Here is a 23,543-nt window from a genome sequence, read left to right as displayed (position 1 = left end):
ATTCAGTATGATAAAATTTAAAATATTCTAAAAACAAACTCTCGAATAAAAGAGAAATGTTTGGAGGTAAAGAAATGTCCAACATGACAAACGGTCTTCAAAAAAACCTTAAGACAAGACATATTTCAATGATCTCCATTGCCGGGGTCATTGGGGCAGGACTATTTGTTGGTAGTGGTGCTGTCATTCATTCTGCAGGGCCTGGATCGATTCTTTCCTATTCATTTGCCGGACTTCTGGTCATCTTTATTATGAGAATGCTTGGAGAAATGGCATGTGCCTATCCGACAAGCGGCTCTTTCTCACAATATGCGAGCGACGCCATCGGCCCGTGGGCCGGGTTTACAATCGGCTGGCTTTACTGGTTCTTCTGGGTCATCGTCATCGCCATCGAAGCCATTGCCGGTGCTGCCATTATTCAATATTGGTATGGAGATGCACCTGTTTGGCTCACAAGTCTTATCCTCACAATCCTCTTAACTTTGACAAATATCTTTTCTGTTAAATCTTTTGGCGAATTTGAGTATTGGTTTTCATTGATTAAAGTCGTCAGCATTATTCTCTTCCTACTCATTGGTTTTGCATTTATCTTTGGTTTTGGCGGTCATCATACTGCAGGTCTTGCCAATTTAACGGGGAATGGCGGTTTCCTTCCAAACGGGTTCGGCTCTGTGCTCCTCGGGATTGTCGTTGTCATCTTTTCCTTCATGGGAACCGAGATTGTGGCAATTGCCGCAGGTGAATCAGCAGACCCTGTCAAATCTGTGACAACAGCTACCCGTTCAGTTGTATGGCGTATTATTGTGTTCTACGTCGGGTCGATCGCCGTCGTTGTCACTTTACTCCCATGGAATTCAGCGAATATTTTAACAAGCCCGTTCGTTGCAGTATTAGAATACATCGGTGTCCCATCAGCCGCTCAAGTCATGAACGTCATTGTTTTAACAGCCGTTCTTTCTTGTTTAAACTCCGGCCTATACACAACGTCCAGAATGCTTTATTCATTAGCAGAAAGAGGCGAAGCACCAAAACGTTTTATGAAAATCAGCAAACGCGGTGTCCCTGTAGCAGCGACAGTCGCAGGTACCTTCTTTTCCTATATTGCCGTCATGATGAACTACTTTTACCCTGAAACCATCTTTCTATTTCTAGTCAATGCCTCTGGTGCCATTGCACTTCTTGTCTACTTGGTCATTGCCGTTTCACAATTAAGAATGCGTCGTAAAATTGAAAAAGAAAATCCAGAACAACTCAAAATCAAAATGTGGCTGTTCCCATACCTTACGTACTTTACCATTTTGGTCATCTGCGCCATCTTGGCCTCTATGCTGTTTATCGAATCGATGAGACCTCAGCTCATACTGACAAGCATCATTACCATCGGTGTACTAGCCGCCTACTTCATCTTTAAACCGAATAAAAAAGTGCCTGCAAGTGCAGCGCTTGAAAATAAACACCCTTAATTCTCCCGCTGAAAAGCGGGTTTTTTTATTTTATTCACCTATTTGGATGTCCGCACTTATAATGTATCAAATTGATTTTAAGTGAGGATTAGTCAACATGAACCTAGAAAAGTTTGTTGACGAGCTGCCAATTCCAGAAGTCGCAGAGCCCGTCAAAAAAAACCCAAGACAAACGTATTATGAAATCGCTATGGAGGAGGTGTTCCTAAAAGTTCATAGAGATCTGCCCCCAACCAAGCTATGGACCTATAATGGCAGTTTGCCGGGTCCAACCATTAAAGCGAATCGAAATGAAAAGGTCAAAGTGAAATGGATGAACAAATTGCCGCTGAAACACTTCCTGCCTGTCGATCATACCATTCACGCTGGACATCATGATGAACCCGAAGTCAAAACAGTCGTTCACCTGCATGGGGGCGTGACACCTGCAAGCAGTGACGGTTATCCGGAGGCTTGGTTTTCGCGAGACTTTGAAGCAACCGGCCCCTTCTTTGAACGAGAGATTTACGAATACCCTAATCACCAGCAAGCATGCACATTGTGGTATCACGATCATGCCATGGCATTGACACGATTAAATGTATACGCCGGATTAGCTGGCTTTTATTTGATCTCAGATGCGTTTGAAAAATCACTCGAATTACCGAAAGATGAATATGATATCCCTTTAATGATCATGGACCGGACATTCCAGGAGGATGGCGCACTGTTTTATCCAAGTAGACCAAATAACACACCAGAAGATAGTGACCTTCCAGATCCCTCTATCGTGCCATTTTTTTGCGGGGAAACGATTTTAGTCAATGGAAAAGTATGGCCATATTTAGAAGTAGAGCCGCGAAAATATCGTTTTCGTATCTTAAACGCGTCCAATACAAGAACTTATGAGCTTCATCTAGATAACGACGCCACGATCTTACAAATTGGATCTGATGGCGGCTTTTTGCCAAGACCTGTTCATCACCAATCTTTTAGCATTGCACCTGCTGAACGTTTTGATGTCATCATCGACTTCTCAGCTTACGAAAACAAAACGATTGTTTTAAAAAATACGGCAGGCTGCGGTCAGGATGTCAATCCAGAAACAGATGCGAACATTATGCAATTTAAAGTCACTCGTCCGCTCAAAGGAAGAGCAGCTAAAACATTACGTCCGATCTTCAAACCACTGCCACCGCTCCGGCCGAGCCGAGCTGATAACGAGCGGACGCTAACGCTTACTGGCACACAAGATAAATATGGGCGCCCGATTTTATTACTAGATAACCGGTTTTGGAATGATCCTGTCACGGAAAATCCTCGACTTGGCAATGTAGAGGTATGGAACATTGTCAACCCAACAAGGGGCACACACCCTATTCATTTACATCTTGTTCAATTTCGGGTGATTGATAGAAGACCATTCGATACAGACATCTATCAATCAACAGGTGAAATCGTGTATACAGGACCAAATGAAGCGCCTCCTTTGCATGAACAAGGATACAAGGATACAATTCAGGCGCATGCCGGTGAAGTCATTCGCATCATCGCTCGGTTTGTCCCATATAGCGGACGATATGTGTGGCATTGTCACATTTTAGAACACGAGGATTATGACATGATGCGGCCGATGGATATCATTTAGTAAATATGAAACCTCCTCTCTCTTAATTGCGTAATATAAAAAGGGCTAACATCTTCTATATATTAGCCCTCTATTTTCTTTTCAATCTCCATGAGAAAAACGAACAATGTATCGCATGAATGGCATTTTTTTGAACATTCCACACTTAAAAAGTTGACGAAGTAAACCGATAATACTACTATATACCCATTACCTCTATCAAAAGGCACTTAAGAAACCAAGCACGAACAAATAGAAAATCGTCATAAAAAACGGAGGAGTTCAATTTGAATGAAGAAAAAGAGACTTGCCATGTCAAGCAAGAAACAGTGGCAGGTAACAGGGAGAAGCTTTCAATTCATGAAAACGAGAGCATTCGATCAAACATTGAACAACTAACAATTGAACTCGGTGAACAAAAAGAATTCAATCACTTCATATTAGATGAAAAACAGAAGACCATCAGCACATTATCGGCTCTCATTGCAAAAGGTGATTGTGATGAAGAGTTAAAAGCTCATTTTGTACAAGCATTACATATCGGGCTCTCTGTTATAGAGATTATGGAGATCATTAAGCACTGTACAAAGGTTGCAGGATTCCCTCATTCCATTAATGCCTTGTTTATTTTTCAAAACTTACTAGATGAAAACAATAAATAAATAAGAGAAAACGAGAAGTCTTCTGTCCTCTCGTTTTTTTATTTCCACTTACTTTACTCTCTTACGCTGATTCTGTCACAGTAGCAAAATATCAAAATACCACTCATTTCCTTGCTTAAAAAGTGATGTTCATTTCACAAATCCGCATTTTTCACCGACACATCCCATGACAAAATAAAAAAACGTCCAGTTATATAAAATAACTGAACGCGCACCTTTTACCGATTGACAGTGAAATTGTTAACAATCCCGCCTTCTTTCTCCCAAGCGGTTTCTACTGTTTTCTTCTTAATATCATATTCAAAAATGGTTCTGACCTTCGCCTTTCGTCCTGTGTCATCCTTTAATTCCTTTGCGTTCTTTGCAACACCTAAGAAATAAACAGATGTACCATCCGCAGAAAATTGCGGCTGGGCAGCACTTAAAATACGCACATCTTGGCTGTTTTTAACGAGTGTCTTTGTTTTTCCTGTATCTACATCCATCACCTTAATAGATGATACTTCTTTTTCATTTCGAACCTTCACTTCTGTATAAATGAGTTTTTTATGATCTGGTGAAAAAGAAATATCATTGATGGTTTGAGAAATACGTGCAATTCGCTTTCCCTTCTCACCTGTTTGAAGGGTAATATTCATGGTCGTTGGTTCAGGATCCATTCCTTTTTCATTTGCCTCATCCGTCTTTTTATAATCCTCTTTTAACGAATAATGCTGAATGGCCAACAGATTTGATGCTGGATCATAAGCAAAAGAACTCACCGTATCATCATCACTTTTTTCTGGATATAACACTTTCACTTTCTGTGTTTTCAAATCAAAAGACGCTACATAAAATTGCTCACCTGAATCCTTGTTATACCTTAGATATAACTGTTTTCCGTCACCAGAAAGTCTCATACTGTCGATTGAATCGTCACTCGTAAAGAGCGTTTTTTCTTTATCCGTTTTCACATTCAATTCCCGTATACTTACTTTTTGTGTGTCTTCATCTGTATACGTGTAATATAAAAGCTGCTTCGCCTGATCATAAGCAATTGAAGGATATGCTGTCAGTTTCTCTGTATGAAGCGCCTTGTCATGCAAGTAATAAGTATTGTTTAACTTTTGATCCGTAAATGAAACAAGCAATTCGTCTTTTGCATCTTGATTTGTTTTCACTTTTCCTGCATGTTTTGCCTCTTGCCCCGGCTTCATCATGAAGAAGATGACGGCCGCAATCACTACGACTCCAATTACTGTGATGATCCACCATGTTGATTTTTTCATTGACTTTCAGACCCTCTCCACAAGAAAAGAAGCCAGAAAATGAACTTTTCCCGCTTCTTTGCATGCCTATGTATTAATAAGTGTAATGCCCTTTGACGACACCTTTACTTGTTTTATATCCAAGTGCTTTGAATGCTTTCGGACTTACGTCTAATACTGCGTTTGGCATTCTACCTACATCATATTTATATACTGTAATCACTTTATGTGGTTTCGCTTTTGTTGTCACTCTTAGTTTTGTACCTTTTTTCGGTACGTCAAATCCCATTTTCGTTGCTGCATCCCAATGACCGAGTTTTTTTCCATCTGCGCCTTTTTTACCGACACCATTATACCATGTAATATTGCCGCTTACTTTTTTTGCACTTGCTCCATGTGAGAAACTAAACGCTAAAAATAAACTAGCTACTGTTACGATTGTCGCGATAAGCTTTTTATTCATTAAAAAATCCTCCGTATTTGGTTTCTGACCCTATTATACATGAAGATGCACCCAGTTATTTTACAGTCACATTACAATTCGAATACAAGTTGACCACTTAATGACCGATTTTGTTCATAAATTTCACCAAAAACAGCCAGAACATTGTCAGTAGATCCCTCCCTTTTGTTTTATATAATAGAAATGAATCAAAGATAAGGAGGAATTTTCATGAAAAAGTGGTTCATCGTTTTGAGTGTAAGTTTGACCTTCGTATTGATGCTTTCAAGTATTCCTGCCTCTGCGGCTGGTCCTCGTCACGGCGCCATCGTGACACAAACGGATGAAGCCAAATGGTCAGGTATCTCGGCTGATATTGTGCTGCCAAAAACAGCCACTATTAAAAATGGCTATGCCGACTGGTATCTTGGTCTCGGTTCTGCCGTTGTTGAGAGCGGGATTTCAAAAACATCTTCTGGTTATAAGGTATTCCTGGGCACCGGCTCCCAAGGCGGCAGTCAATATTGGAACAGCGAATACGATTCAAGTATTAAAGATGGTGCACGTGTCAACTTAAAGCTCATCAACAATGGTGATGGCACAGTGTCACTATACGTCAACGGGAAACTGCGTTATAAACAGCCTGTTTTCAACCCTAGTCGTCTGAAAGACCTCGATGTCGTCAAAATGGTACACGGCGTACAAGATAATGGAACAAACAGCTACTCGCAAGCAAGCTTCTCTAATGTACAGCTCCGTGCAAATACATCTGGAAGTGTCTATAAAAAATGGGACGGCACCGTCAAATCATCTCTTTTACGCAAAAATCTAGAATCTGGTGCTCCGGCTCCAAAATTCACAGTCATTTCGTCTATCCCACTTAGTACAACCCTTTCAGCACAATAAAACACGAGCACCCAACTTTGGGTGCTTTTGATTGTTCACAGCTTATCAACACTTCTCTTTTAATCAAAACATCAATTCGTGGTAACATAAGCATACATACTTTGAAGAACAAAGGAGAAAGAACGTGAGAAAAAGTCTACTTGTTTTCATGAGTCTTGTTGCAATCTTCTCTATCCTAGCAGCTTGCTCAAATACGGCAAAAGAAGAAAAAACAGAATCTACGGCACTTCCAACGATTAATGAACGCATTCAAAATGAAACGAAAGAGGTCATGGAGCAGTCTAAGCTCGTAAAAGACACAGCGATCACCGTTGATCAAAAGAAAAAAGTCATTTCCTTAAACGTGACGGCTTCATCTGAGACCAATAGTGATTACGCTGAAGTCATTGGTTTGAACTTTGCCAAAACACTAGCTATTGGTGCATCCACTGAAAAGGAAAACAACCTGCATAAACCGGAAAATGACAGCCTCGGCGCCCTCTACTCCTTTTATGACCTAAACATTACCGTGAAACAGGAAAACGGAAAAGTACTGGCAAAAGGAAAGAAAACAACAAATGAAACAAAAATCACTTGGGAAAGAGCCCAATAACCGGACAAGAAAATCCTTTATGGATTTTCTTCTTTTTTTTAACAAAACTATTAACATTGTGAAAAGAATGCCGATGAGTAAGATTGTGTTGGTTCTTAAGTACCAATAATTCTTATGTACATAACGGAGGAAAGTATTATGAAAAGAACGACAGAATTTGTTTTAGGTTTAATTGGAGGTATTTTTGGATTTTTCGGTGCAATGTTTGCCATTGCCTTTGGAGGACTCGATGCGGCATTTAGTGAATCAGGTACGAGTCAAATCACAGGATTAGGCTGGGCAGCGATGCTTTTCTCTATTCTTGCGATTGTGGCATCTGTTATCGTGAAGAAAAAAGCAAAGCTTGGCGGGATTTTATTATTAGTATCTGCTGTTGGTGGTATTATTTCTATTTCTATGTTCTTTATCCTTCCAGCTGTTTTAATCCTCATCGCAGGATGCATGGGCGTGTTTAGAAAAGAGACTGTCGTCAATAACACAACTGCATAAAAATAGAGAATAAAGCTTGTAGAGATTGCTCTACAAGCCTTTTCTCTCTACTTTTTGTAATTCATATTGAATGACATCAACTAACTCTATTATGTTTTCATCTGTCCAAAGATCCAATATAAACAATATATCATCCATCATGTGTGACAAATCTTCCTTGCACATCAATTCTTCTTTGTAAGCAGGGACAATAAAGAAATAGAGTAGGTCAGCCAATTCAAGAGCGACACTTACATCTTTTTCATCCATGATGGCTTTATGCAAAGAGTAGATCAGCCATTTAAGGTCTTCATGATTTTCAATAGGAACATACATCAATTGATGAATTTCATCTACTTTCCTTTCCTTTAGAATCCTCTCAGCAAATTCCTTTGAAAGAGCCCCAACTGTATTTGAAGATATATTCAGAAACGAGAATTCATGTTGTTCCTCTCTATTAACCATCTTGATTGACGAACCATCCATTTTAATCACTCCCAATCTCTTATAATAATTCTATTATAAGGAAATCCAAACTCGTTTTAAGTCATCAGAAGTGGATTTTATGTAATTTTAAGCTAACTGGTTTATCAAAAAACCACTCAAAAACAATAATTTTCTATTTTTATCATTTTTTGTTGATTTAAAGGTTCTTTTATCCTATTATAATAGTCATGGTCAATATATAAGTGCAAGACGCTTATATAAATTAAACAAAAGGGGATTTTCATTTTGAAGAAATTATATGCTTTATTTTTAGCTTTAGGGCTAACATTTACACTGGCTGCTTGCGGCTCAACAGAAGATGTGTCTACAGGTGCATCTAAAGAAAAAGAGTCTACTAGCACAAAAACACAATCAAAAAACAAAAAAGATGATGGTTCAAAGAAAATAAATGCGAGCAAACACAAAACAACTGCTCAAGGAATGAAAGTAAACCTTGGCGAAATTAAAATTATGAAGGATAGAATCAATGTAGGAATGAATATCGAAAATACGACAGATAAAGTTCTAAACTTCTATCCAGACCAAGGTAAAGTTGTAGCTGGAAGCATGCAATTAGATGCGAATATGTTTATGACTGATGGCGATATTGGTGGCGAAGTTGAAGGTGGCGTTAAACAAGATGGTGTTATTCAATTCTTAGCTCCTGAAGGCAAAGAGATCAACATTAAAAACATCAAAGAATTAAAGCTGAAATTTGGAAATGTCACAACTGACGATTACATGAATAGTAAAGATGTGACCTTCACAGTAAAAGTAAAATAAACTTTCGCTATTGCCCTTGAATAATGAGGGCCTTTTTATTTATCACATTAAAAAACACTTTCCGAAAAGAAAGTGTTTTTGTTTATAAGTAACGATTCATTCATTTTAATATTTCATAAGAATAACTGATTTTTCGAGAAGTCTCTTACATGGAACTCTTTTTCATCGCAGCCGCCATTTCCACTTCACCCTCTGCTTCCAGCTGTTCAATAATGCGAGCATAATCTCTTTCATGGCGATTTTGGCTTAACTTAAAAGCAGCTTGAACTTCATTAATGATGATTTTGAAGCCCACAATCCCTTTCATTTGTTTCTCTAACAGTTCCTCAGATAACGTATCCCATAACACTGGCTGATCTCTATGACTTTCATATGTCTCCAGCATCGCTGTTAATTCCTTGACCAGTTCTGATTTTTCGAGCAGTGCAGCCTTTCCATATACATGTACAGCTTGATAATTCCACGTCGGTACGGCTTCTTTCTCATACCACGAAGAGGATATGTAAGCATGCGGCCCTTGAAAAATGACGAGCACCTTCTTGTTCTCTTCAAACGTTTTCCACTGAGGATTTCCAATCGCCATATGCCCTGAGATCACATACGAATCGCCAATTTGATGAAAATTCACTGGAATATGGGTCGCAATGGGCTTTTCATTCGTTGTCGTCACAACTGTAGCAAATGAATGTGATTGAATAAATGATTTGATTTTCTCCATATCTTTCACTTGAAAAAATGATGGTATACGCATGTTCCCTTCCCCCTTTTTGATTACCTCAATGTTTTGGTCATAATGAAGTCCATTTGCTCCTCGGCCCCCATTTGGAAAGCATGCACTCCTGTTTGAACAAACCCAAGCTTTTGATAAAATGCCATGGCGGCTTTATTATGCTCCCACACACCAAGCCAAACATCACGTTTATGATGTTTCTCTGCAATTTCAAAGGCTTGATTCATTAAATATCGACCTAATCCTAGTTTTTGAAAGGACTGCTTGATATAAATGCGTTCAATTTCTAATGTGTCATCACCCATCTCTTCTGACTGTGCATCGTCCATATTGACCTTCAAATAACCAGCAAGGCATCCATTCACTTGAACAAAATAAAATTGTGAAAAGGGATGTTGTAATTCTTTTAACAGCTGGTTCGAATGAAAAGCTGTCTTCACATATGCGTCGATATGCTCCGCCTTATTTTGCTCCTGAAACGTTTCTATAAAAGTCTCGATTCCGATTTTTTGCAGCTCTTTTATATGTTGTTCATTACACCGAATGAGCGTGACGGTCATGAAGTAACCCCTCCTTAGTCATTAGTAGCTTCTCTTTTTGCCTTTTTTCACATCTTCCCAATCTTTTTCGATATTCTTTCGCACCCTCAAAAGATACTGATAAATCTGTTCCGCTTCCTCTTCAGAAAACCCATCCAGCGCTACCCGATTTGAATGATCATGTTCTCGTTTGATCATTGGATAGACGGCTTTCCCTTTCTCAGTTGGAAATAATTTCTTGATTTTTTTATTCGCTGAGTCATGTTTCTTCTCAATAAATTCATGTAGCTCTAATTTTTGAATAGCCCGAGCAGCCGTAGTTCGATCCACCTTAATCATTTCCGCTAGTTTTTCCTGAATGATGCCAGGCTCCTCACAAATACGCACAAGATACAAATACTGCCCCTTCGTTAAATCATACTCTTTAAATTCAATATTACTAATGGAATCAAGCGCGCGAGCAATCACGCCGATCTCCCGCAAAATTTCTTTCATATACCTCGACTCCTTTTATTGCATTTACAACAAATAACTAAAGTTAGTATAATTGATTAATATTGTATTTGCAACAAAAAACCCACTTCTTAATTGAAAGTGGGTTTTCAACTCTTTCTTTATTTATCACGCCTCTTCGATCCAAACAATCCAAACACGACAGCCAGTGCAACAATAATCGCCACCCAAGTCGTAAAGCGCATATGATCACCGCTTTTCTTTTGAAAATCATCTCTTTATGTTAGATAAAACCAAAAAAATCACTGTCTCTTTAGTTAACGGATGTAAAGCGGTGAAAGTTTCAATTCATTTAACGCTCTTAACCAAAAAATAGACAAAACAAAAACCCCTATATTTCAAGGGGTTTTCGAAGGGTGTTACATCATTCCACCCATACCACCCATGCCGCCCATATCCGGCATTCCGCCGCCTGAGCCGCCTTCTTCTGGTTTGTCAGCTACGACTGCTTCAGTTGTAAGAAGCATAGCTGCTACAGAAGCTGCGTTTTGAAGTGCAGAGCGAGTGACTTTTGTTGGGTCAACGATTCCTTTTTCGATCATGTTTACCCATTCGTTTGTTGCTGCGTTGAAGCCTACGCCAATTTCTTCGTTTTTCAAGCGCTCAACGATGACTGATCCTTCAAGACCTGCGTTGTGAGCGATTTGACGAATTGGCTCTTCAAGAGAACGTAGAACGATGTTCACACCTGTTTGAACGTCACCATCAGCTTCGATGGAAGCGACTTTGTTGTATACATTCACAAGTGCTGTACCACCACCGGATACGATACCTTCTTCAACTGCTGCACGAGTTGAGTTCAGTGCATCCTCAATGCGTAGTTTACGTTCTTTTAGTTCTGTTTCAGTTGCAGCACCAACTTTGATGACAGCAACGCCGCCAGCTAGTTTTGCAAGACGTTCTTGTAATTTTTCTTTATCGAATTCAGAAGTTGTTTCTTCTACTTGCGCACGAATTTGGTTCACGCGTGCTGCGATTTGAGCAGAATCCCCTGATCCTTCTACGATCGTTGTGTTTTCTTTTGTAACAACCACTTTAGACGCACGGCCAAGCTGACCAATTTCAGTTGATTTCAGGTCAAGTCCTAGGTCTTCTGTGATTAATTCTCCGCCAGTTAGAACAGAGATGTCTTCAAGCATTGCTTTACGACGATCACCGAATCCAGGTGCTTTTACTGCCACTGCGTTGAATGTTCCACGAAGTTTGTTCACAACAAGTGTTGCAAGTGCTTCGCCTTCTACATCTTCAGCAATGATCAATAATGGTTTTCCTTGTTGTACGACTTGCTCAAGTACAGGAAGGATTTCTTGAATATTTGTGATCTTTTTATCAGTGATTAAGATGTAAGGATTTTCAAGAACCGCTTCCATCTTATCAGAATCAGTGACCATGTATGGTGAAGCGTATCCACGGTCAAACTGCATTCCTTCAACCACTTCAAGCTCAGTTGTGAAACCTTTAGATTCTTCAATTGTGATGACGCCGTCGTTTCCTACACGCTCCATCGCTTCAGCAATTAGGCTGCCGACTTCTTCATCTGCTGCAGAAATAGACGCAACTTGAGCAATTGATTCTTTACCTTCGATTGGTTTAGAAATCTCATGCAAGCCTTCAAGTGCTACTTTCACTGCTTCTTCGATTCCTTTACGAACGCCAACAGGGTTTGCACCAGCTGTTACGTTTTTAAGACCTTCACGGATCATTGCTTGAGCTAGAACTGTTGCAGTCGTTGTACCGTCACCAGCTACATCGTTTGTTTTGCTTGCAACTTCTGCCACAAGTTTTGCACCCATGTTTTCAAATGCATCTTCTAATTCGATTTCTTTTGCAATCGTTACACCATCATTTGTGATAAGTGGAGAACCGAATTTTTTCTCAAGAACCACGTTACGTCCTTTAGGTCCTAAAGTTACTTTTACAGCATCTGCAAGTGCATCTACACCACGTAACATCGCACGACGTGCTTCTTCACTGAACTTAATATCTTTTGCCATAATAACGAAACCTCCTCAGTCTTTTTAGAAATTTATCTCAATCTTTGTTTATGTGATTAACCAATAACAGCTAAAATGTCGCTTTCACGAAGGATTAAATATTCTTTTCCTTCATATTTCACTTCAGTACCTGCATATTTTGAGAAGATAATGCGGTCGCCTGTGTTTACTTCTAACGCAACGCGCTCACCACTTTCAAGTACACGACCTGAACCTGCTGCAACAATTTTACCTTCTTGCGGTTTTTCTTTTGCAGAATCCGGTAAGACAATACCGCTAGCGGTTTTTTCCTCAGATTCAACGAGTTCAATGATTACGCGATCGCCTAATGGCTTTAACATAAGAAACAACCTCCTCAATTTTTATATGTAGTCTTTTTTAGCACTCATCACTAGTGAGTGCTAACACATTTATTATAATAAAGAATGTCTTCTGTAATTTCAAGTAAAAACCTTTAAAAATTTTTACGCTTTCATGATCTTTTTTTATCACCGATTCTTTCCTTTTCAACGAAAAAGAAGACTTGTGTTACAATAAATCTAGTTCTTTTAGTAAAGGGGTTTTCGTTACTTGAAAAAACAATATTGGTACATCATCTTAACGTATATATTGGTGCAATTTTCTGCGTTTCCGTATGTGTTCATCATGAAGTGGTTAGGTTACATTCAGACACCGATGACACAAGCAGAGCTCTCCAAATTGTCAGGAACATGGACAATCATCAGCTTCTGTATTGGACTAATCATTATTCTGCTCATCCTTCGGACTGTACCAAAAGCTTCACTTCGAAATGAAGCACCGGCATCAGTCGGCGTGGCAATCGCTTGGATCATTGGCGGTTTCTTTCTTTCCCTCTTTGCACAATCCATTGCGGGGGCGATTGAACAATATGCATTTGGCATTAGCCGAGAATCCGAAAATACTCAAAACATTTTAGCCATTATGGATGCAGTTCCATGGCTTGTAATCGTCATCGCTCTGATTGGACCGATATTAGAAGAAATCATTTTTCGAAAAATCATTTTTGGTGTGGTTTATGAAAAAACGAATTTTTTCATTGGCGCACTTGTCAGTTCAGTGGTTTTTGCTGCTGTACACAATGATTTCCCACATATCTTGCTCTATACCGCAATGGGCTTTACATTTGCCTTTTTATATGCGAAAACAAAACGAATCATTGTGCCAATCGGTGCTCATATGCTGATGAATTCGCTCGTTATCCTTGTGCAGATTGAGCCAGTAAGAAAAATGATTGAAGAACAATCTCAAACTATGCAAATGATTATTGGAGGCTTTTTCTCATGAGAAACCCTGTCGTATGGGGCATTATTTATTTTGCCGTAGGTGTGGCGTTCACCTATATGGCCATTCAAAATCCAGGTGACATGTGGTCATTTTACAGCATTTTGCTGATGGTGTTTGCGGCCTATAATATCAATATCGCGTTAAAAATGTTTGCTTTTTCTGTCAAAATGAAAAAACAGCAGCAAAAATAAAGCAAAAACCATTTTCCGCCGTTTGGAAAATGGTTTTTTTATGGAGGTCATGTTTTCATGGAACACGAAAAACTGAACATCATGAACAATCAGCATGAAACGATTGGTACAGCCGCTCGATCTGATATCCATGCTGAGGGCCTTTGGCATGAAACCTTTCATTTCTGGCTTTTAAAAAAGGAAGATGACACAGTGTTTCTCTATTTTCAGCTGAGGAGCCCCTCCAAAAAGGATTTCCCTTCTCTATTTGATATCACCGCAGCAGGCCACCTTCTCGCAGATGAACAGCCTTCTGATGGCATCAGAGAAGTCGAAGAAGAGCTTGGTCTCTCCATCTCGTTTGAGAACCTTACCTTTGCTGCTGTTATTAAAGATGAAATCCATATGCCTTCGTTTACCGATCGTGAGTTTTGCCATGTGTATCTTTATATGGATCAAAAAGAGCACATGGATGTCCATCTACAGAAAGAAGAAGTTGCTGGACTTTATAGAGCAAGGTTGATGGATGCACAGCAGCTTTTAAGTAGAGAATGCGAAAAAATGAACATCGAGGGCTTTGAAGTGGATGCAGACGGCAAGCGACGTGAGGAAAAGAGAGAGGTCCGTGTACATGATTTTGTTCCGCATGAACCTGCCTATTATGAGCATCTCTTTCAAGCAATCAATCAATTTCTTTCACAATAGAAAAAGCATCGTGACCCCTATTTGGATCACGATGCTTTTTTATGAGACAACATCATTTTCTTTCTCCTCTGTCTCTGTTTGCTGCATTTTGCGATAGGTCACTCTTGAAATGACAATACTCACTTCATACAAAACGAGCATTGGCAAGGTAACCATGAGGTGAGAAACGAGCTCTGGCGGTGTAATCAGTGCGGCAATGACAAGGAGGACAAAATAGGCATACTTCCGTATTTTTGATAAAAACATCGGTGTAATGATACCAAGTCTAGTGAGAAACATCAACACGACAGGCATCTGAAACAAAAAGCCAAATGGAAGTGTTAACTGCATCAGAAATGTAAAATACTCATGAATCCCAATCACTTGCTCCACATGTAAATCATTTGACATCCGTATCATAAAATCGACGACAAATGGAAACAAAATAAAATAAGAGAAAGCCACACCGCTCAGAAATAAAAGCAGTGCAATCGGAATATAAGCAAGTGTCACCTTTCTTTCTTTTTCATATAAGCCAGGACTCACAAACGCCCAAAGCTGATATAAGATCACGGGACACGTCAAAACAAGAGCAATGACAAAAGCGAACTGCATAAACACGTACAGTGGATCTGTGAGCTTAAACGCGTTCAATGTCAGTGTGGCCGCTTCATCGGTATTTTGTAAATACACAATGACCGGCTTAGCGAGAAAAAAACCTGCCACCATAAAGGTGACAAAAAACATCGCAATGATCACTAAACGTTTTCGCAGTTCCACAATATGCTCCATAAGCGGCATATCTTTGACATTCATGAAGCTCATCCTATTCTACTGATCTTCTTTTTTCTTTTTTTCTTCCTGATCATCAGCTAAACCTTTTGTGGCATTTTTGAATTCACGTAATGTATCTCCTGCTGCTCTTCCTAATTCAGGAAGCTTTTTCGGCCCAAAAATAATGAGCGCAACAACCGCAATCAGAACCAAACTTCCAGGACCGATCGGACCCATTTGCTCCACCCCCTTTACCCCTTTTCGTCAGTCCTCCTGTGTAACAGAGTAATGCTTTAAGAAATACACAAGAGACTGAAGTTCAACCGCCAAATCTATATGATGAATTCGAATGTGTTCCGGCACATTCAATCGAGCCGGCGTAAAGTTAAGAATTCCTTTGATGCCAAGGGCAATCAAACGATCTGTAATGGATTGAGCTGCTACGGCAGGCACTGTCAAAATCGCAACAGGAATATCTCCTACCTCTTGCACATGCTCTTCAAGCTTATCCAAATCATAGACAGGCACGCCGCCTATCTCACTTCCTATTTTACTCTCATTGACGTCAAAAGCCATTGAAATTTTTGTATTATTATTTTTAATGAAATTATAGTGTAAAAAAGCAGTCCCTAAATTCCCGACACCGATGAGCATGACATTCGTCATTTCATCTTGGTCAAGGGTCTTTCTAAAGAAGGTCAAGAGGTAATCGACATTATAGCCATACCCTTTCTTCCCAAGTGCACCAAAGTAAGAAAAATCTCGGCGAATGGTGGCAGAATCCACTTTGACTGCATCACTAAGCTCTGCCGATGACACCCTTTGTTTTCCTGATGCATGCAGATTTTTTAAAAAACGGTAGTAAAGCGGCAAACGTTTGGCTGTCGCTTGTGGAATTTTTGACTGGTCTATATTCATATAAGATCCTCCAACTTAAATATCAGATGCTCTGTGAAAATCACCGTTTTTCCCGCCTGTTTTTTCTACTAGATAGGTCGGGCCGATGATCATCCCTTTGTCTATTGCTTTGCACATGTCATAAACGGTCAGTGCACATACTGAGGCAGAAGTGAGCGCTTCCATCTCCACACCCGTACTTCCTTTTGTTTTCACCTGTACTTGTATGTTCAGAATGTACGCATTTCCGTCTTCCTCCCAATCAAAGGAGATATCGACACCTTTTAATGCAAGCGGATGACACATTGGAATGATGCTGGACGTTTGCTTTGCTGCCATAATTCCAGCTACCTGTGCGACAGATAGTACATCCCCTTTTCCAATGTCATGCTTTTGTATTTGATGAAATACTTCTTTTATCATACGAACGCTTGAAACAGCAACGGCAGTTCTCACTGTAGACGATTTGTCACTAATGTCGACCATCTTTGCTCTTCCTTGTTCGTTAAAGTGGCTAAATTGACTCATCTTTCAACGCTCCCTCACTCAAATCATACACTATTTTTTCCTATCTGTCTTTCATTTGACCATGGCAGCCGTATGTAAGATTTGCCGGTTTACTGCTGATAAGCTACACTTAACATATTATAGCAGAGGTGAAGTTACATGATGATTCTACAAGTGAATCAGCTGTCCAAATCGTTTGGCGCTGATACCGTTTTAACGAATATAAAATTGGAAGTCAAAGCGAGGGATCGTATTGCCATTGTCGGTCGTAACGGTGCAGGAAAATCCACGCTTTTAAAAATCATTGCCGGTCAAATGTCTTACGAACAAGGTGAGATCATCAAACCGAAAGACCTATCCATTGGATATCTAGCACAGCATACAGATGTGACGTCTACACGTACGCTAAAAGACGAACTACTATCCGTTTTCGATCATTTAAAAGAAATGGAACAAGAGATGAGAACCATAGAAGAGAAAATGGCTTCTTCCACAGGAACAGAATTAGATTCTCTAATGAAAACCTATGACAGACTGCAACAAGCATTTAAAGATCAAGGCGGCTATCAATATGAAGCAGATGTCCGCTCCATTTTACACGGACTCGGCTTTAGTCATTTTGAAGATCATACAACCGTCCAATCCTTAAGCGGCGGTCAGAAAACCCGTCTAGCGCTTGGAAAGCTATTATTGATGAAACCAGAACTCTTGATTTTGGATGAGCCAACCAACCATCTAGATATTGATACCTTATCATGGCTTGAGCAGTATTTGCAAAATTATACAGGAGCCATCCTCATCGTTTCCCATGACCGATACTTCTTAGACAAAGTCGTGAACCATGTATATGAAGTGTCAAGAACAGCGATGAAAAAGTTCGCTGGGAACTATAGTAAGTATCTTGACCAAAAAGCTGAGCAGCTAGAGCGTGATATGAAGCTGTATGAAAAACAACAAGAAGAAATTTCGAAGCTTCAAGATTTCGTGGATCGCAACTTAGCAAGAGCCTCCACCACAAAGCGTGCTCAAAGTAGGCGGAAACAGCTGGAACGGATGGATCGTTTAGATAAGCCGTTAGGAGATGAAAAATCCGCAAACTTCCATTTCGATATTATGAGGCAAAGCGGAAATGACGTGCTGAAGGTGCATGATCTCGATATTAGTTACGATAAAAAAACGCCGCTCCTCTCCTCCCTCTCTTTTCATATTAAACGTGAGGATAGCGTGGCACTCATCGGTCCTAACGGTATCGGGAAATCAACTCTTTTAAAAACCTTAACGGATACGTTAAAACCAGTAAAAGGCGAGATCAGCTTTGGTTCTCATGTGACGATTGGCTACTATGATCAGGAACAAGCCAAGCTGACATCCTCCAAAAAAGTGTTAAATGAACTTTGGGATGATTATCCCCATATGACTGAAAAAGACATTCGGACTTGTTTAGGAAACTTCCTTTTTTCAGGTGATGACGTCTTAAAGCCTGTACATGCTTTAAGTGGTGGAGAAAAAGCACGACTTGCACTGGCAAAGCTGATGCTCCAAAAAGCCAATTTCCTCATTCTCGATGAACCGACGAACCATCTTGATTTAGACAGTAAGGAAATATTAGAGAATGCACTAATTGATTATCCAGGCACCATCTTGTTTGTTTCGCATGACCGTTACTTTATCAATCGCTTGGCAACAAAAGTACTTGAGCTTTCACCAAATGAAACAAAAGAATACCTCGGTGACTACGACTATTATCTTGAAAAGAAAAACGAACAATTAGAGCTTGAAGCACTCCAAACTCAGGAGACGCATAAAAAACAAGCAGAAAAACCAGTAGAAACAGCAAAACTTTCCTATGCAGAAGAGAAAGAACTCAAAAAGAAAGAAAGACAAAAGCAGCGCCGAATTGAAGAAATTGAAGAGCGTATCGCTGTCATCGAAGACAAGCTCGTTGAAAACGAAGAGCTTCTATGTGATCCTGCTATTTTCCAAGATCACGAGAAAGTACAAGCCATTCAAACAGAAAATGATGCGCTCAATCAAGAGATGGAATCACTTTTTGCGGAATGGGAAGATCTATCAGATGCATAAAGAGTGCCCTAACGGTGCTCTTTTTTTAAGGTGAGAATCTTTATCCACAATGATACCCACAATAACATCTTGATTATTCTTAAATATTTTAAAGTTATCCACTTTATCCACAGCATTTTAATCACATATCCACATAAAAGATCACATTTATACACATTCTCTTCATTTTAAAACGAATTTTCTAACAATTGTGGATATATAACGTTTACATGTGAATAAATCGCTTTCATTTCAATAGAAAAAACTCCTGTATATCCACAGGAGTTCCAAATTTTTGACAAAGGGCTAAAATGAACTTGATTTTAGCCCTTTGTCTTCTTTTCAGCGTGATAGAAAACCTTTGCAGTCTAGGAAGGACGAGTACTGGCGCGGAGCGAATTTCATATTCGTGAGCACCAGCACGCAGGACTGACAAAGAATGCGAGGGTTTGTCTACACGCTGAAACTCCTGTATCCACAGGAGTTCTTATTCATAGGAGACAAGCGGCAGTCCAGGTTGACCGTTCATTGCCATGTCGCCTCTTATTCCCTTTTCAAATGCAATGGTTCCCGCAGCAGCAATCATGGCTGCATTGTCTGTACAAAGAGACAATGGCGGAATCATGACATTCACTTCAGGTAGCTTCGCAAATGCTGAAGTAAGGGCTTCTCTAAGACCTTTATTGGCAGCAACCCCGCCAGCTAGAACGACTTGTTTCACACCATACGCTTCAGCCGCTTTTAAGGTCTTTCCAACCAGCACCTCAATCACGCTTTCTTGGAAACTTGCAGCCAAATCCTCTGGCGCAATGGTTTCGCCCTTTTGAGACGCATTGTGTAACGTGTTGATGACCGCTGATTTTAAACCGCTGAAGCTAAAATGATAGGATCCTTCTTCAAGCCACGCTCGAGGAAGCTTAATCGTTGGCTCCCCTTCATGTGCCAATCGATCAATGTGAGGTCCCCCTGGATATGGCAGACCCATCGTCCGAGCTACTTTGTCATACGCTTCTCCAGCCGCATCATCCAACGTTTCGCCAATGACCTCAAAAGACCCATGCTCTTTCATCAAAACAAGCTCAGTATGCCCACCAGAGACGACTAGAGCTAAACAAGGAAACACCAGTTCACCAACGAGCTGGTTCGCATAAATGTGTCCAGCAATATGATGAACACCAACAAGCGGAATTTGTTGTGCAAAACTCAATGCTTTGGCTGCATTGACACCTATCAAAAGTGCACCAACTAAGCCCGGACCTTCTGTCACAGCAATGGCGTCTAAATCCTGAAAGGTCATATTGGCCTGCGTCATGACTTCTTCTAATACGATTGTCATTTGTTCCACATGATGCCTTGAAGCGATTTCTGGTACCACGCCGCCAAATCGTTTATGGCTTTCTATTTGTGAGGCGACAACATTCGCTACGATCTCTTTCCCATTTTTCACAATGGACGCAGCTGTTTCGTCACAGCTTGTTTCTATACCTAATATGAATCGATCTTTTTTTTCACTCATTTATCTTCACCCACATGACTAATGCATCTTCCCCGTTATCCGTATAATAATTCTTTCGAATAGAAGCTGGTTTAAAACCTAGCTTTTCATAAAGGGATTGTGCTGGCGTATTTGATACCCGCACTTCTAGTGAAAGATGATCTGTCTTTTTTTCTTTGCAAAATTCCATGACATATCGAAGCAGCGCTTCCCCGTATCCTTTTCCCCGGTGCTCAGGGAGAATCGCAATATTCGTAATTTGTGCATCATCCATGACAATCCAAACGCCGCAATACCCAACAGGCTGACCATCTTCTTCAATGAGGAAATAATGGCTGTATTGGTTATGGAGAATTTCATAGACAAACGACTCTTTTTTCCAAGGCGCTGTAAACGAATGCACTTCAATCGTATATACCTCTGGGATGTCCTCTACTGTCATTCTTCGCATCTCTACTGTGTTGAGATTATTTTTGTCCTTCAAGCCATTTCACTTCCGCTTCTGCCAAACGAATATAATTAGGAACAAGCTGATGGACATCTTCAGCAGGGCGGTCTGCCCCTAAAAATGCGAGCACTGAAGGTCTTGGGTTATGAAATGCCTCGTCTGCGATCACAGCAGTTTCTCCAAGTATGGAGAGAACATTCTCTTGATGAAGATGCACATCATGTCCAAGAAATAAAACAGAGTTCCCTTCCTTTTTCAGCTCTTGAAGCCAATCAGTGAGCAGGATATTTTGATCTGGTTTCGCTTCTTTTATCTTTCCACCTTCAAATGTATATAACCCTGTATAAACTTGTCCTCTTCTTGCATCAAATATAGGAGAAATCATTCCATCAAAATATCGAGCATTTGCCGCCAGCGTTTCTAAACTTGAAACAGCAGTTATCGGGATAGACAGCGTCCAAGCAAGTGTTTTTGCAATGGTCACACCGATTCTAACGCCAGTGTAAGAACCGGGTCCTTTGGCTACAACAATTTTGCTTAATTCGTTCGGTGCTACGCCGCATTCTTTCATCAATGCTTCAACTGTCGGCATTGCTCGTACTGAATGATTCTTCTTTAAGTACGTAATACTTTCCCCAACCACAGTGTCATCACGGACAAGAGCTATTCCGAGTGTATGGTTTGACGTATCAATTGCCAGTATGGTCAATGTCTTTCATCTCCTTACAAAGGGCCTCATAGCGCTCCCCTTTTGCATAAAACGTGAGATGACGTTCTTCTTCACGTTCTGTTCTCAGCATTTCAATTTTTAAATACGATGAAGGCAATTGAGGTTCAATGAGATGTGCCCATTCAACTAAACATACACCTTCCCCCTCAAAATATTCGCCCAGTCCAATATCTTCTTCCGCATCTTCCATACGATACACATCCATATGATAAAGTGGCAGTCTGCCATCCGAATATTCTTTAATAATTGTAAAAGTAGGGCTGTTGACGATACGGGTAATACCTAAGCCTTCTGCAAAACCTTTTGAAAAAGTCGTTTTACCTGCGCCTAAGTCTCCTTCTAATGTTAAGACATCGCCGGGCATCACAAGTGTAGCCAAGGCAGCAGCAATACGTTTCGTCTCATCCGCACCTTTTGTTGTCCACGTTAACTTCATGGTGGAGTCACCTCATTTCTTAAAATGATTATATCCTTTTTTCATTAAAATTGTTTGTTGATCATGGTCTTTTAAAATAACGCTGGACGCTCGATCATCTTTGACTTGTCCAATACGCGTGACCTGAATGTGTTCTTTTTTACATTGCGTCTCAAATCGCTTCCAATCCGTTTCAGGGATCGTACCAGTTAAGACAAAATCCTCTCCACCGAACAAGACCCATTCAAGCCACTCTTTATGTAACAACGGTAGATGTGGATGTTTTGGGAGCTGATCAGCTTCAATTTCAATCGTCACACGACTGGCTTCCGCTATTTCGTTTAACTCACTCGCTAATCCGTCACTCACATCATTCAAGGTCACCCGGGGGAAGCTTGAACAAATAAGGCCAGCAGCAATATGCGGCTGCGGCATTTTGTGTCGCTCTAGAAAAAAAGCAGTGTCAATCGAATGTTCAGCATTTACTTCATTCATTAAAAGGGATAGCCCAGCAGCTGATGAACCTAGGTCACCTGTGACAAAGACAACGTCTCCTGTCTGAGCACTATGACGGTAACAGGCTGTTCCCTTTGGAATCTCACCAATGACCGTTACTGTGATGACAAAGTCACTGCGGGTGGCTACTGTATCTCCACCGATTAAATCCATATGATATGTGTCAGCCAATGCTTTCATTCCCTCGTAAAAAGCTGCGACAATTGCTTCATCCCCATGAGGCGGGATCGCAATTGATACAAGATAATACTTAGGGGTTCCTCCCATGGCTGCGATATCACTGATATTCACTGCCAGCGCTTTAAATCCAACCTCAAAGGGTGTGGAAAAATCAAATCGAAAATGGACATGCTCTACCATTGTATCAACACAAACGACCTCTTCACAATGTGAATGAGGTTGATAAACACTAGCATCATCACCGATGCCCATGATCAAAGAACGCTGATGCGTTTCTTTTGGTGTAATTCGGCGAATAAGATCAAATTCATCCATAAAAGACAGCCCCTTCATACAATCAACTGATTGAGCAAACATGATGTCAGACACAGTTAGTATTAGTGTAGCGAATATGAGCCTCGGTTCCAACTAAAAACGATATAAAGAAAGCCTGGTATAAAAAAACCAGGCGTTGTTTGTTGAAGTCATGATCTTTTCTTATCACATTTAGTGTAGCCAAACACAAGGAGTTTCATTGCATCTAGGATACTTATTGAAAGAAAAAGACATAAAAAAAAACGAAACTATACGTTTTCGTTTACAAGTCATAAAAATGGCGGTCCGGACGGGACTCGAACCCGCGACCTCCTGCGTGACAGGCAGGCATTCTAACCAACTGAACTACCGGACCATTTTGGCTGTACTCAATGAGTACTCCCTATTTAATAGGTAAAATAATTTGGTTGCGGGGGCAGGATTTGAACCTGCGACCTTCGGGTTATGAGCCCGACGAGCTACCGAACTGCTCCACCCCGCGACGATATAAAATGACAAGCTTGGCGGCGTCCTACTCTCACAGGGGGAAACCCCCAACTACCATCGGCGCTGAAGAGCTTAACTTCCGTGTTCGGTATGGGAACGGGTGTGACCTCTTCGCTATCGCCACCAAAC

28 protein-coding genes, 2 tRNA genes and 1 rRNA gene are annotated in these 23,543 nt (G+C 40.4%); 11 read left to right on the top strand and 20 right to left on the bottom strand.

Annotation, left to right across the window (positions count from 1 at the left end):
- Positions 1-74 precede the first annotated feature (74 nt).
- The 3 genes from gabP to AC0VYC_RS03105 all read left to right on the top strand — a co-directional run bounded on the left by gabP (position 75) and on the right by AC0VYC_RS03105 (position 3,731).
- Positions 75-1,463: a GABA permease gene (gabP, locus tag AC0VYC_RS03115; protein WP_024719380.1), complete on the top strand. Its 1,389-nt coding sequence runs from the start codon at positions 75-77 to the stop codon at positions 1,461-1,463.
- A 97-nt stretch (positions 1,464-1,560) separates the two neighbouring features.
- Positions 1,561-3,090, top strand: coding sequence for a multicopper oxidase family protein (locus AC0VYC_RS03110; protein WP_335364682.1), 1,530 nt, complete (start codon positions 1,561-1,563; stop codon positions 3,088-3,090).
- 266 nt (positions 3,091-3,356) lie between these two features.
- Complete coding sequence (locus AC0VYC_RS03105; protein WP_212361029.1) at positions 3,357-3,731, top strand: carboxymuconolactone decarboxylase family protein; 375 nt, start codon at positions 3,357-3,359, stop codon at positions 3,729-3,731.
- A 218-nt stretch (positions 3,732-3,949) separates the two neighbouring features.
- Here AC0VYC_RS03105 and AC0VYC_RS03100 read toward each other — a convergent pair whose 3' ends face one another.
- Both AC0VYC_RS03100 and AC0VYC_RS03095 read right to left on the bottom strand, forming a co-directional pair.
- A complete protein-coding gene (locus tag AC0VYC_RS03100) occupies positions 3,950-4,999 on the bottom strand; it encodes a hypothetical protein (RefSeq protein ID WP_081114875.1) in 1,050 nt (349 codons plus the stop codon).
- A 73-nt stretch (positions 5,000-5,072) separates the two neighbouring features.
- Entirely contained in the window at positions 5,073-5,441 is a 369-nt protein-coding gene (locus tag AC0VYC_RS03095) for an RlpA-like double-psi beta-barrel domain-containing protein (protein WP_003213878.1), read from the bottom strand.
- A 210-nt stretch (positions 5,442-5,651) separates the two neighbouring features.
- Here AC0VYC_RS03095 and AC0VYC_RS03090 point away from each other — a divergent pair, with 210 nt between their 5' ends.
- The 3 genes from AC0VYC_RS03090 (at position 5,652) to AC0VYC_RS03080 (ending at position 7,407) form a co-directional block, all read left to right on the top strand.
- Positions 5,652-6,326: a hypothetical protein gene (locus AC0VYC_RS03090; RefSeq protein ID WP_041093255.1), complete on the top strand. Its 675-nt coding sequence runs from the start codon at positions 5,652-5,654 to the stop codon at positions 6,324-6,326.
- Between the two features lie 124 nt (positions 6,327-6,450).
- Positions 6,451-6,918, top strand: coding sequence for a hypothetical protein (locus AC0VYC_RS03085; RefSeq protein WP_017359850.1), 468 nt, complete (start codon positions 6,451-6,453; stop codon positions 6,916-6,918).
- Positions 6,919-7,056: 138 nt separating this feature from the next.
- Positions 7,057-7,407, top strand: a complete 351-nt coding sequence (locus AC0VYC_RS03080; RefSeq protein ID WP_096881078.1) for a DUF4064 domain-containing protein — start codon at positions 7,057-7,059, stop codon at positions 7,405-7,407.
- Between the two features lie 30 nt (positions 7,408-7,437).
- Here AC0VYC_RS03080 and AC0VYC_RS03075 read toward each other — a convergent pair whose 3' ends face one another.
- Positions 7,438-7,881 carry a hypothetical protein gene (locus AC0VYC_RS03075; RefSeq protein WP_178929652.1) on the bottom strand — a complete coding sequence of 148 codons (444 nt, stop codon included), beginning with the start codon at positions 7,879-7,881 and terminating at the stop codon, positions 7,438-7,440.
- Positions 7,882-8,118: 237 nt separating this feature from the next.
- On the opposite strand from AC0VYC_RS03075, the gene AC0VYC_RS03070 reads away from it, so the two are divergent.
- Positions 8,119-8,655 carry an LptM family lipoprotein gene (locus AC0VYC_RS03070; protein WP_045034406.1) on the top strand — a complete coding sequence of 179 codons (537 nt, stop codon included), beginning with the start codon at positions 8,119-8,121 and terminating at the stop codon, positions 8,653-8,655.
- A 145-nt stretch (positions 8,656-8,800) separates the two neighbouring features.
- Here the strand turns inward: AC0VYC_RS03070 and AC0VYC_RS03065 are convergent, their stop codons facing one another.
- From AC0VYC_RS03065 to groES, 5 genes are all read right to left on the bottom strand, one after another.
- A complete protein-coding gene (locus AC0VYC_RS03065) occupies positions 8,801-9,406 on the bottom strand; it encodes an FMN-binding negative transcriptional regulator (RefSeq protein ID WP_475389396.1) in 606 nt (201 codons plus the stop codon).
- A gap of 20 nt (positions 9,407-9,426) precedes the next feature.
- Positions 9,427-9,945 (bottom strand): spermidine/spermine N(1)-acetyltransferase, encoded by a 519-nt coding sequence (gene paiA / locus AC0VYC_RS03060; RefSeq protein WP_475389394.1) that lies wholly within the window; start codon positions 9,943-9,945, stop codon positions 9,427-9,429.
- 21 nt (positions 9,946-9,966) lie between these two features.
- On the bottom strand, positions 9,967-10,419 hold the full coding sequence (locus AC0VYC_RS03055; RefSeq protein WP_039170043.1) for a MarR family winged helix-turn-helix transcriptional regulator: 453 nt from the start codon (positions 10,417-10,419) through the stop codon (positions 9,967-9,969).
- Between the two features lie 377 nt (positions 10,420-10,796).
- Positions 10,797-12,431 (bottom strand): chaperonin GroEL, encoded by a 1,635-nt coding sequence (gene groL / locus AC0VYC_RS03050; protein WP_007496015.1) that lies wholly within the window; start codon positions 12,429-12,431, stop codon positions 10,797-10,799.
- Between the two features lie 56 nt (positions 12,432-12,487).
- On the bottom strand, positions 12,488-12,772 hold the full coding sequence (gene groES / locus AC0VYC_RS03045; RefSeq protein WP_003214120.1) for a co-chaperone GroES: 285 nt from the start codon (positions 12,770-12,772) through the stop codon (positions 12,488-12,490).
- Between the two features lie 229 nt (positions 12,773-13,001).
- Between groES and AC0VYC_RS03040 the strand changes: the two genes are divergently transcribed.
- The 3 genes from AC0VYC_RS03040 to AC0VYC_RS03030 are packed head-to-tail and all read left to right on the top strand — an operon-like array spanning position 13,002 to position 14,611.
- Positions 13,002-13,736 (top strand): CPBP family intramembrane glutamic endopeptidase, encoded by a 735-nt coding sequence (locus AC0VYC_RS03040; protein WP_024719333.1) that lies wholly within the window; start codon positions 13,002-13,004, stop codon positions 13,734-13,736.
- The gene (locus tag AC0VYC_RS03035; RefSeq protein ID WP_017366710.1) at positions 13,733-13,927 is read left to right on the top strand and encodes a YdiK family protein; all 195 of its coding nucleotides are present in this window, start codon (positions 13,733-13,735) and stop codon (positions 13,925-13,927) included. The genes AC0VYC_RS03040 and AC0VYC_RS03035 overlap by 4 nt, the downstream gene beginning before the upstream one ends.
- 57 nt (positions 13,928-13,984) lie before the next feature.
- Complete coding sequence (locus AC0VYC_RS03030) at positions 13,985-14,611, top strand: NUDIX hydrolase (protein WP_475389390.1); 627 nt, start codon at positions 13,985-13,987, stop codon at positions 14,609-14,611.
- 39 nt (positions 14,612-14,650) lie between these two features.
- On the opposite strand, the gene tatC is transcribed toward AC0VYC_RS03030, so the two are convergent.
- Genes tatC through moaC form a run of 4 tightly spaced genes read right to left on the bottom strand, consistent with a single transcriptional unit; the run spans position 14,651 to position 16,789 of the window.
- Complete coding sequence (gene tatC, locus AC0VYC_RS03025; protein ID WP_096881072.1) at positions 14,651-15,415, bottom strand: twin-arginine translocase subunit TatC; 765 nt, start codon at positions 15,413-15,415, stop codon at positions 14,651-14,653.
- 6 nt (positions 15,416-15,421) lie between these two features.
- Positions 15,422-15,601: a twin-arginine translocase TatA/TatE family subunit gene (locus AC0VYC_RS03020; RefSeq protein WP_008344374.1), complete on the bottom strand. Its 180-nt coding sequence runs from the start codon at positions 15,599-15,601 to the stop codon at positions 15,422-15,424.
- A 27-nt stretch (positions 15,602-15,628) separates the two neighbouring features.
- Positions 15,629-16,282 carry a redox-sensing transcriptional repressor Rex gene (locus AC0VYC_RS03015; RefSeq protein WP_008355687.1) on the bottom strand — a complete coding sequence of 218 codons (654 nt, stop codon included), beginning with the start codon at positions 16,280-16,282 and terminating at the stop codon, positions 15,629-15,631.
- A 15-nt stretch (positions 16,283-16,297) separates the two neighbouring features.
- Positions 16,298-16,789 carry a cyclic pyranopterin monophosphate synthase MoaC gene (gene moaC, locus AC0VYC_RS03010; RefSeq protein WP_026050052.1) on the bottom strand — a complete coding sequence of 164 codons (492 nt, stop codon included), beginning with the start codon at positions 16,787-16,789 and terminating at the stop codon, positions 16,298-16,300.
- Positions 16,790-16,927: 138 nt separating this feature from the next.
- Here moaC and AC0VYC_RS03005 point away from each other — a divergent pair, with 138 nt between their 5' ends.
- Positions 16,928-18,850, top strand: coding sequence for an ABC-F family ATP-binding cassette domain-containing protein (locus AC0VYC_RS03005; RefSeq protein ID WP_216896241.1), 1,923 nt, complete (start codon positions 16,928-16,930; stop codon positions 18,848-18,850).
- Positions 18,851-19,316: 466 nt separating this feature from the next.
- Here the strand turns inward: AC0VYC_RS03005 and tsaD are convergent, their stop codons facing one another.
- From tsaD to rrf, 8 genes are all read right to left on the bottom strand, one after another.
- Positions 19,317-20,345 carry a tRNA (adenosine(37)-N6)-threonylcarbamoyltransferase complex transferase subunit TsaD gene (tsaD, locus tag AC0VYC_RS03000; protein WP_024719329.1) on the bottom strand — a complete coding sequence of 343 codons (1,029 nt, stop codon included), beginning with the start codon at positions 20,343-20,345 and terminating at the stop codon, positions 19,317-19,319.
- A complete protein-coding gene (rimI, locus tag AC0VYC_RS02995) occupies positions 20,338-20,766 on the bottom strand; it encodes a ribosomal protein S18-alanine N-acetyltransferase (RefSeq protein WP_008344382.1) in 429 nt (142 codons plus the stop codon). The genes tsaD and rimI overlap by 8 nt, the downstream gene beginning before the upstream one ends.
- 25 nt (positions 20,767-20,791) lie before the next feature.
- Positions 20,792-21,481, bottom strand: coding sequence for a tRNA (adenosine(37)-N6)-threonylcarbamoyltransferase complex dimerization subunit type 1 TsaB (gene tsaB / locus AC0VYC_RS02990; RefSeq protein ID WP_061418121.1), 690 nt, complete (start codon positions 21,479-21,481; stop codon positions 20,792-20,794).
- Entirely contained in the window at positions 21,462-21,938 is a 477-nt protein-coding gene (gene tsaE, locus AC0VYC_RS02985) for a tRNA (adenosine(37)-N6)-threonylcarbamoyltransferase complex ATPase subunit type 1 TsaE (RefSeq protein ID WP_144680163.1), read from the bottom strand. Before tsaE ends, tsaB begins: the two co-directional genes overlap by 20 nt.
- Positions 21,939-21,950: 12 nt before the next feature.
- Positions 21,951-22,928, bottom strand: a complete 978-nt coding sequence (gene thiL / locus AC0VYC_RS02980) for a thiamine-phosphate kinase (protein WP_458155823.1) — start codon at positions 22,926-22,928, stop codon at positions 21,951-21,953.
- A 278-nt stretch (positions 22,929-23,206) separates the two neighbouring features.
- Positions 23,207-23,283, bottom strand: a tRNA-Asp gene (locus AC0VYC_RS02975).
- A 49-nt stretch (positions 23,284-23,332) separates the two neighbouring features.
- Positions 23,333-23,409: transfer RNA gene (locus AC0VYC_RS02970), tRNA-Met, on the bottom strand.
- Positions 23,410-23,426: 17 nt separating this feature from the next.
- A 5S ribosomal RNA gene (gene rrf, locus AC0VYC_RS02965) occupies positions 23,427-23,542 on the bottom strand.
- Between the last annotated feature and the right edge of the window lies 1 nt (position 23,543).

The organism is Bacillus sp. iso_77, from assembly GCF_056173625.1.
This window is presented reverse-complemented; position numbering and strand designations above follow the sequence as displayed.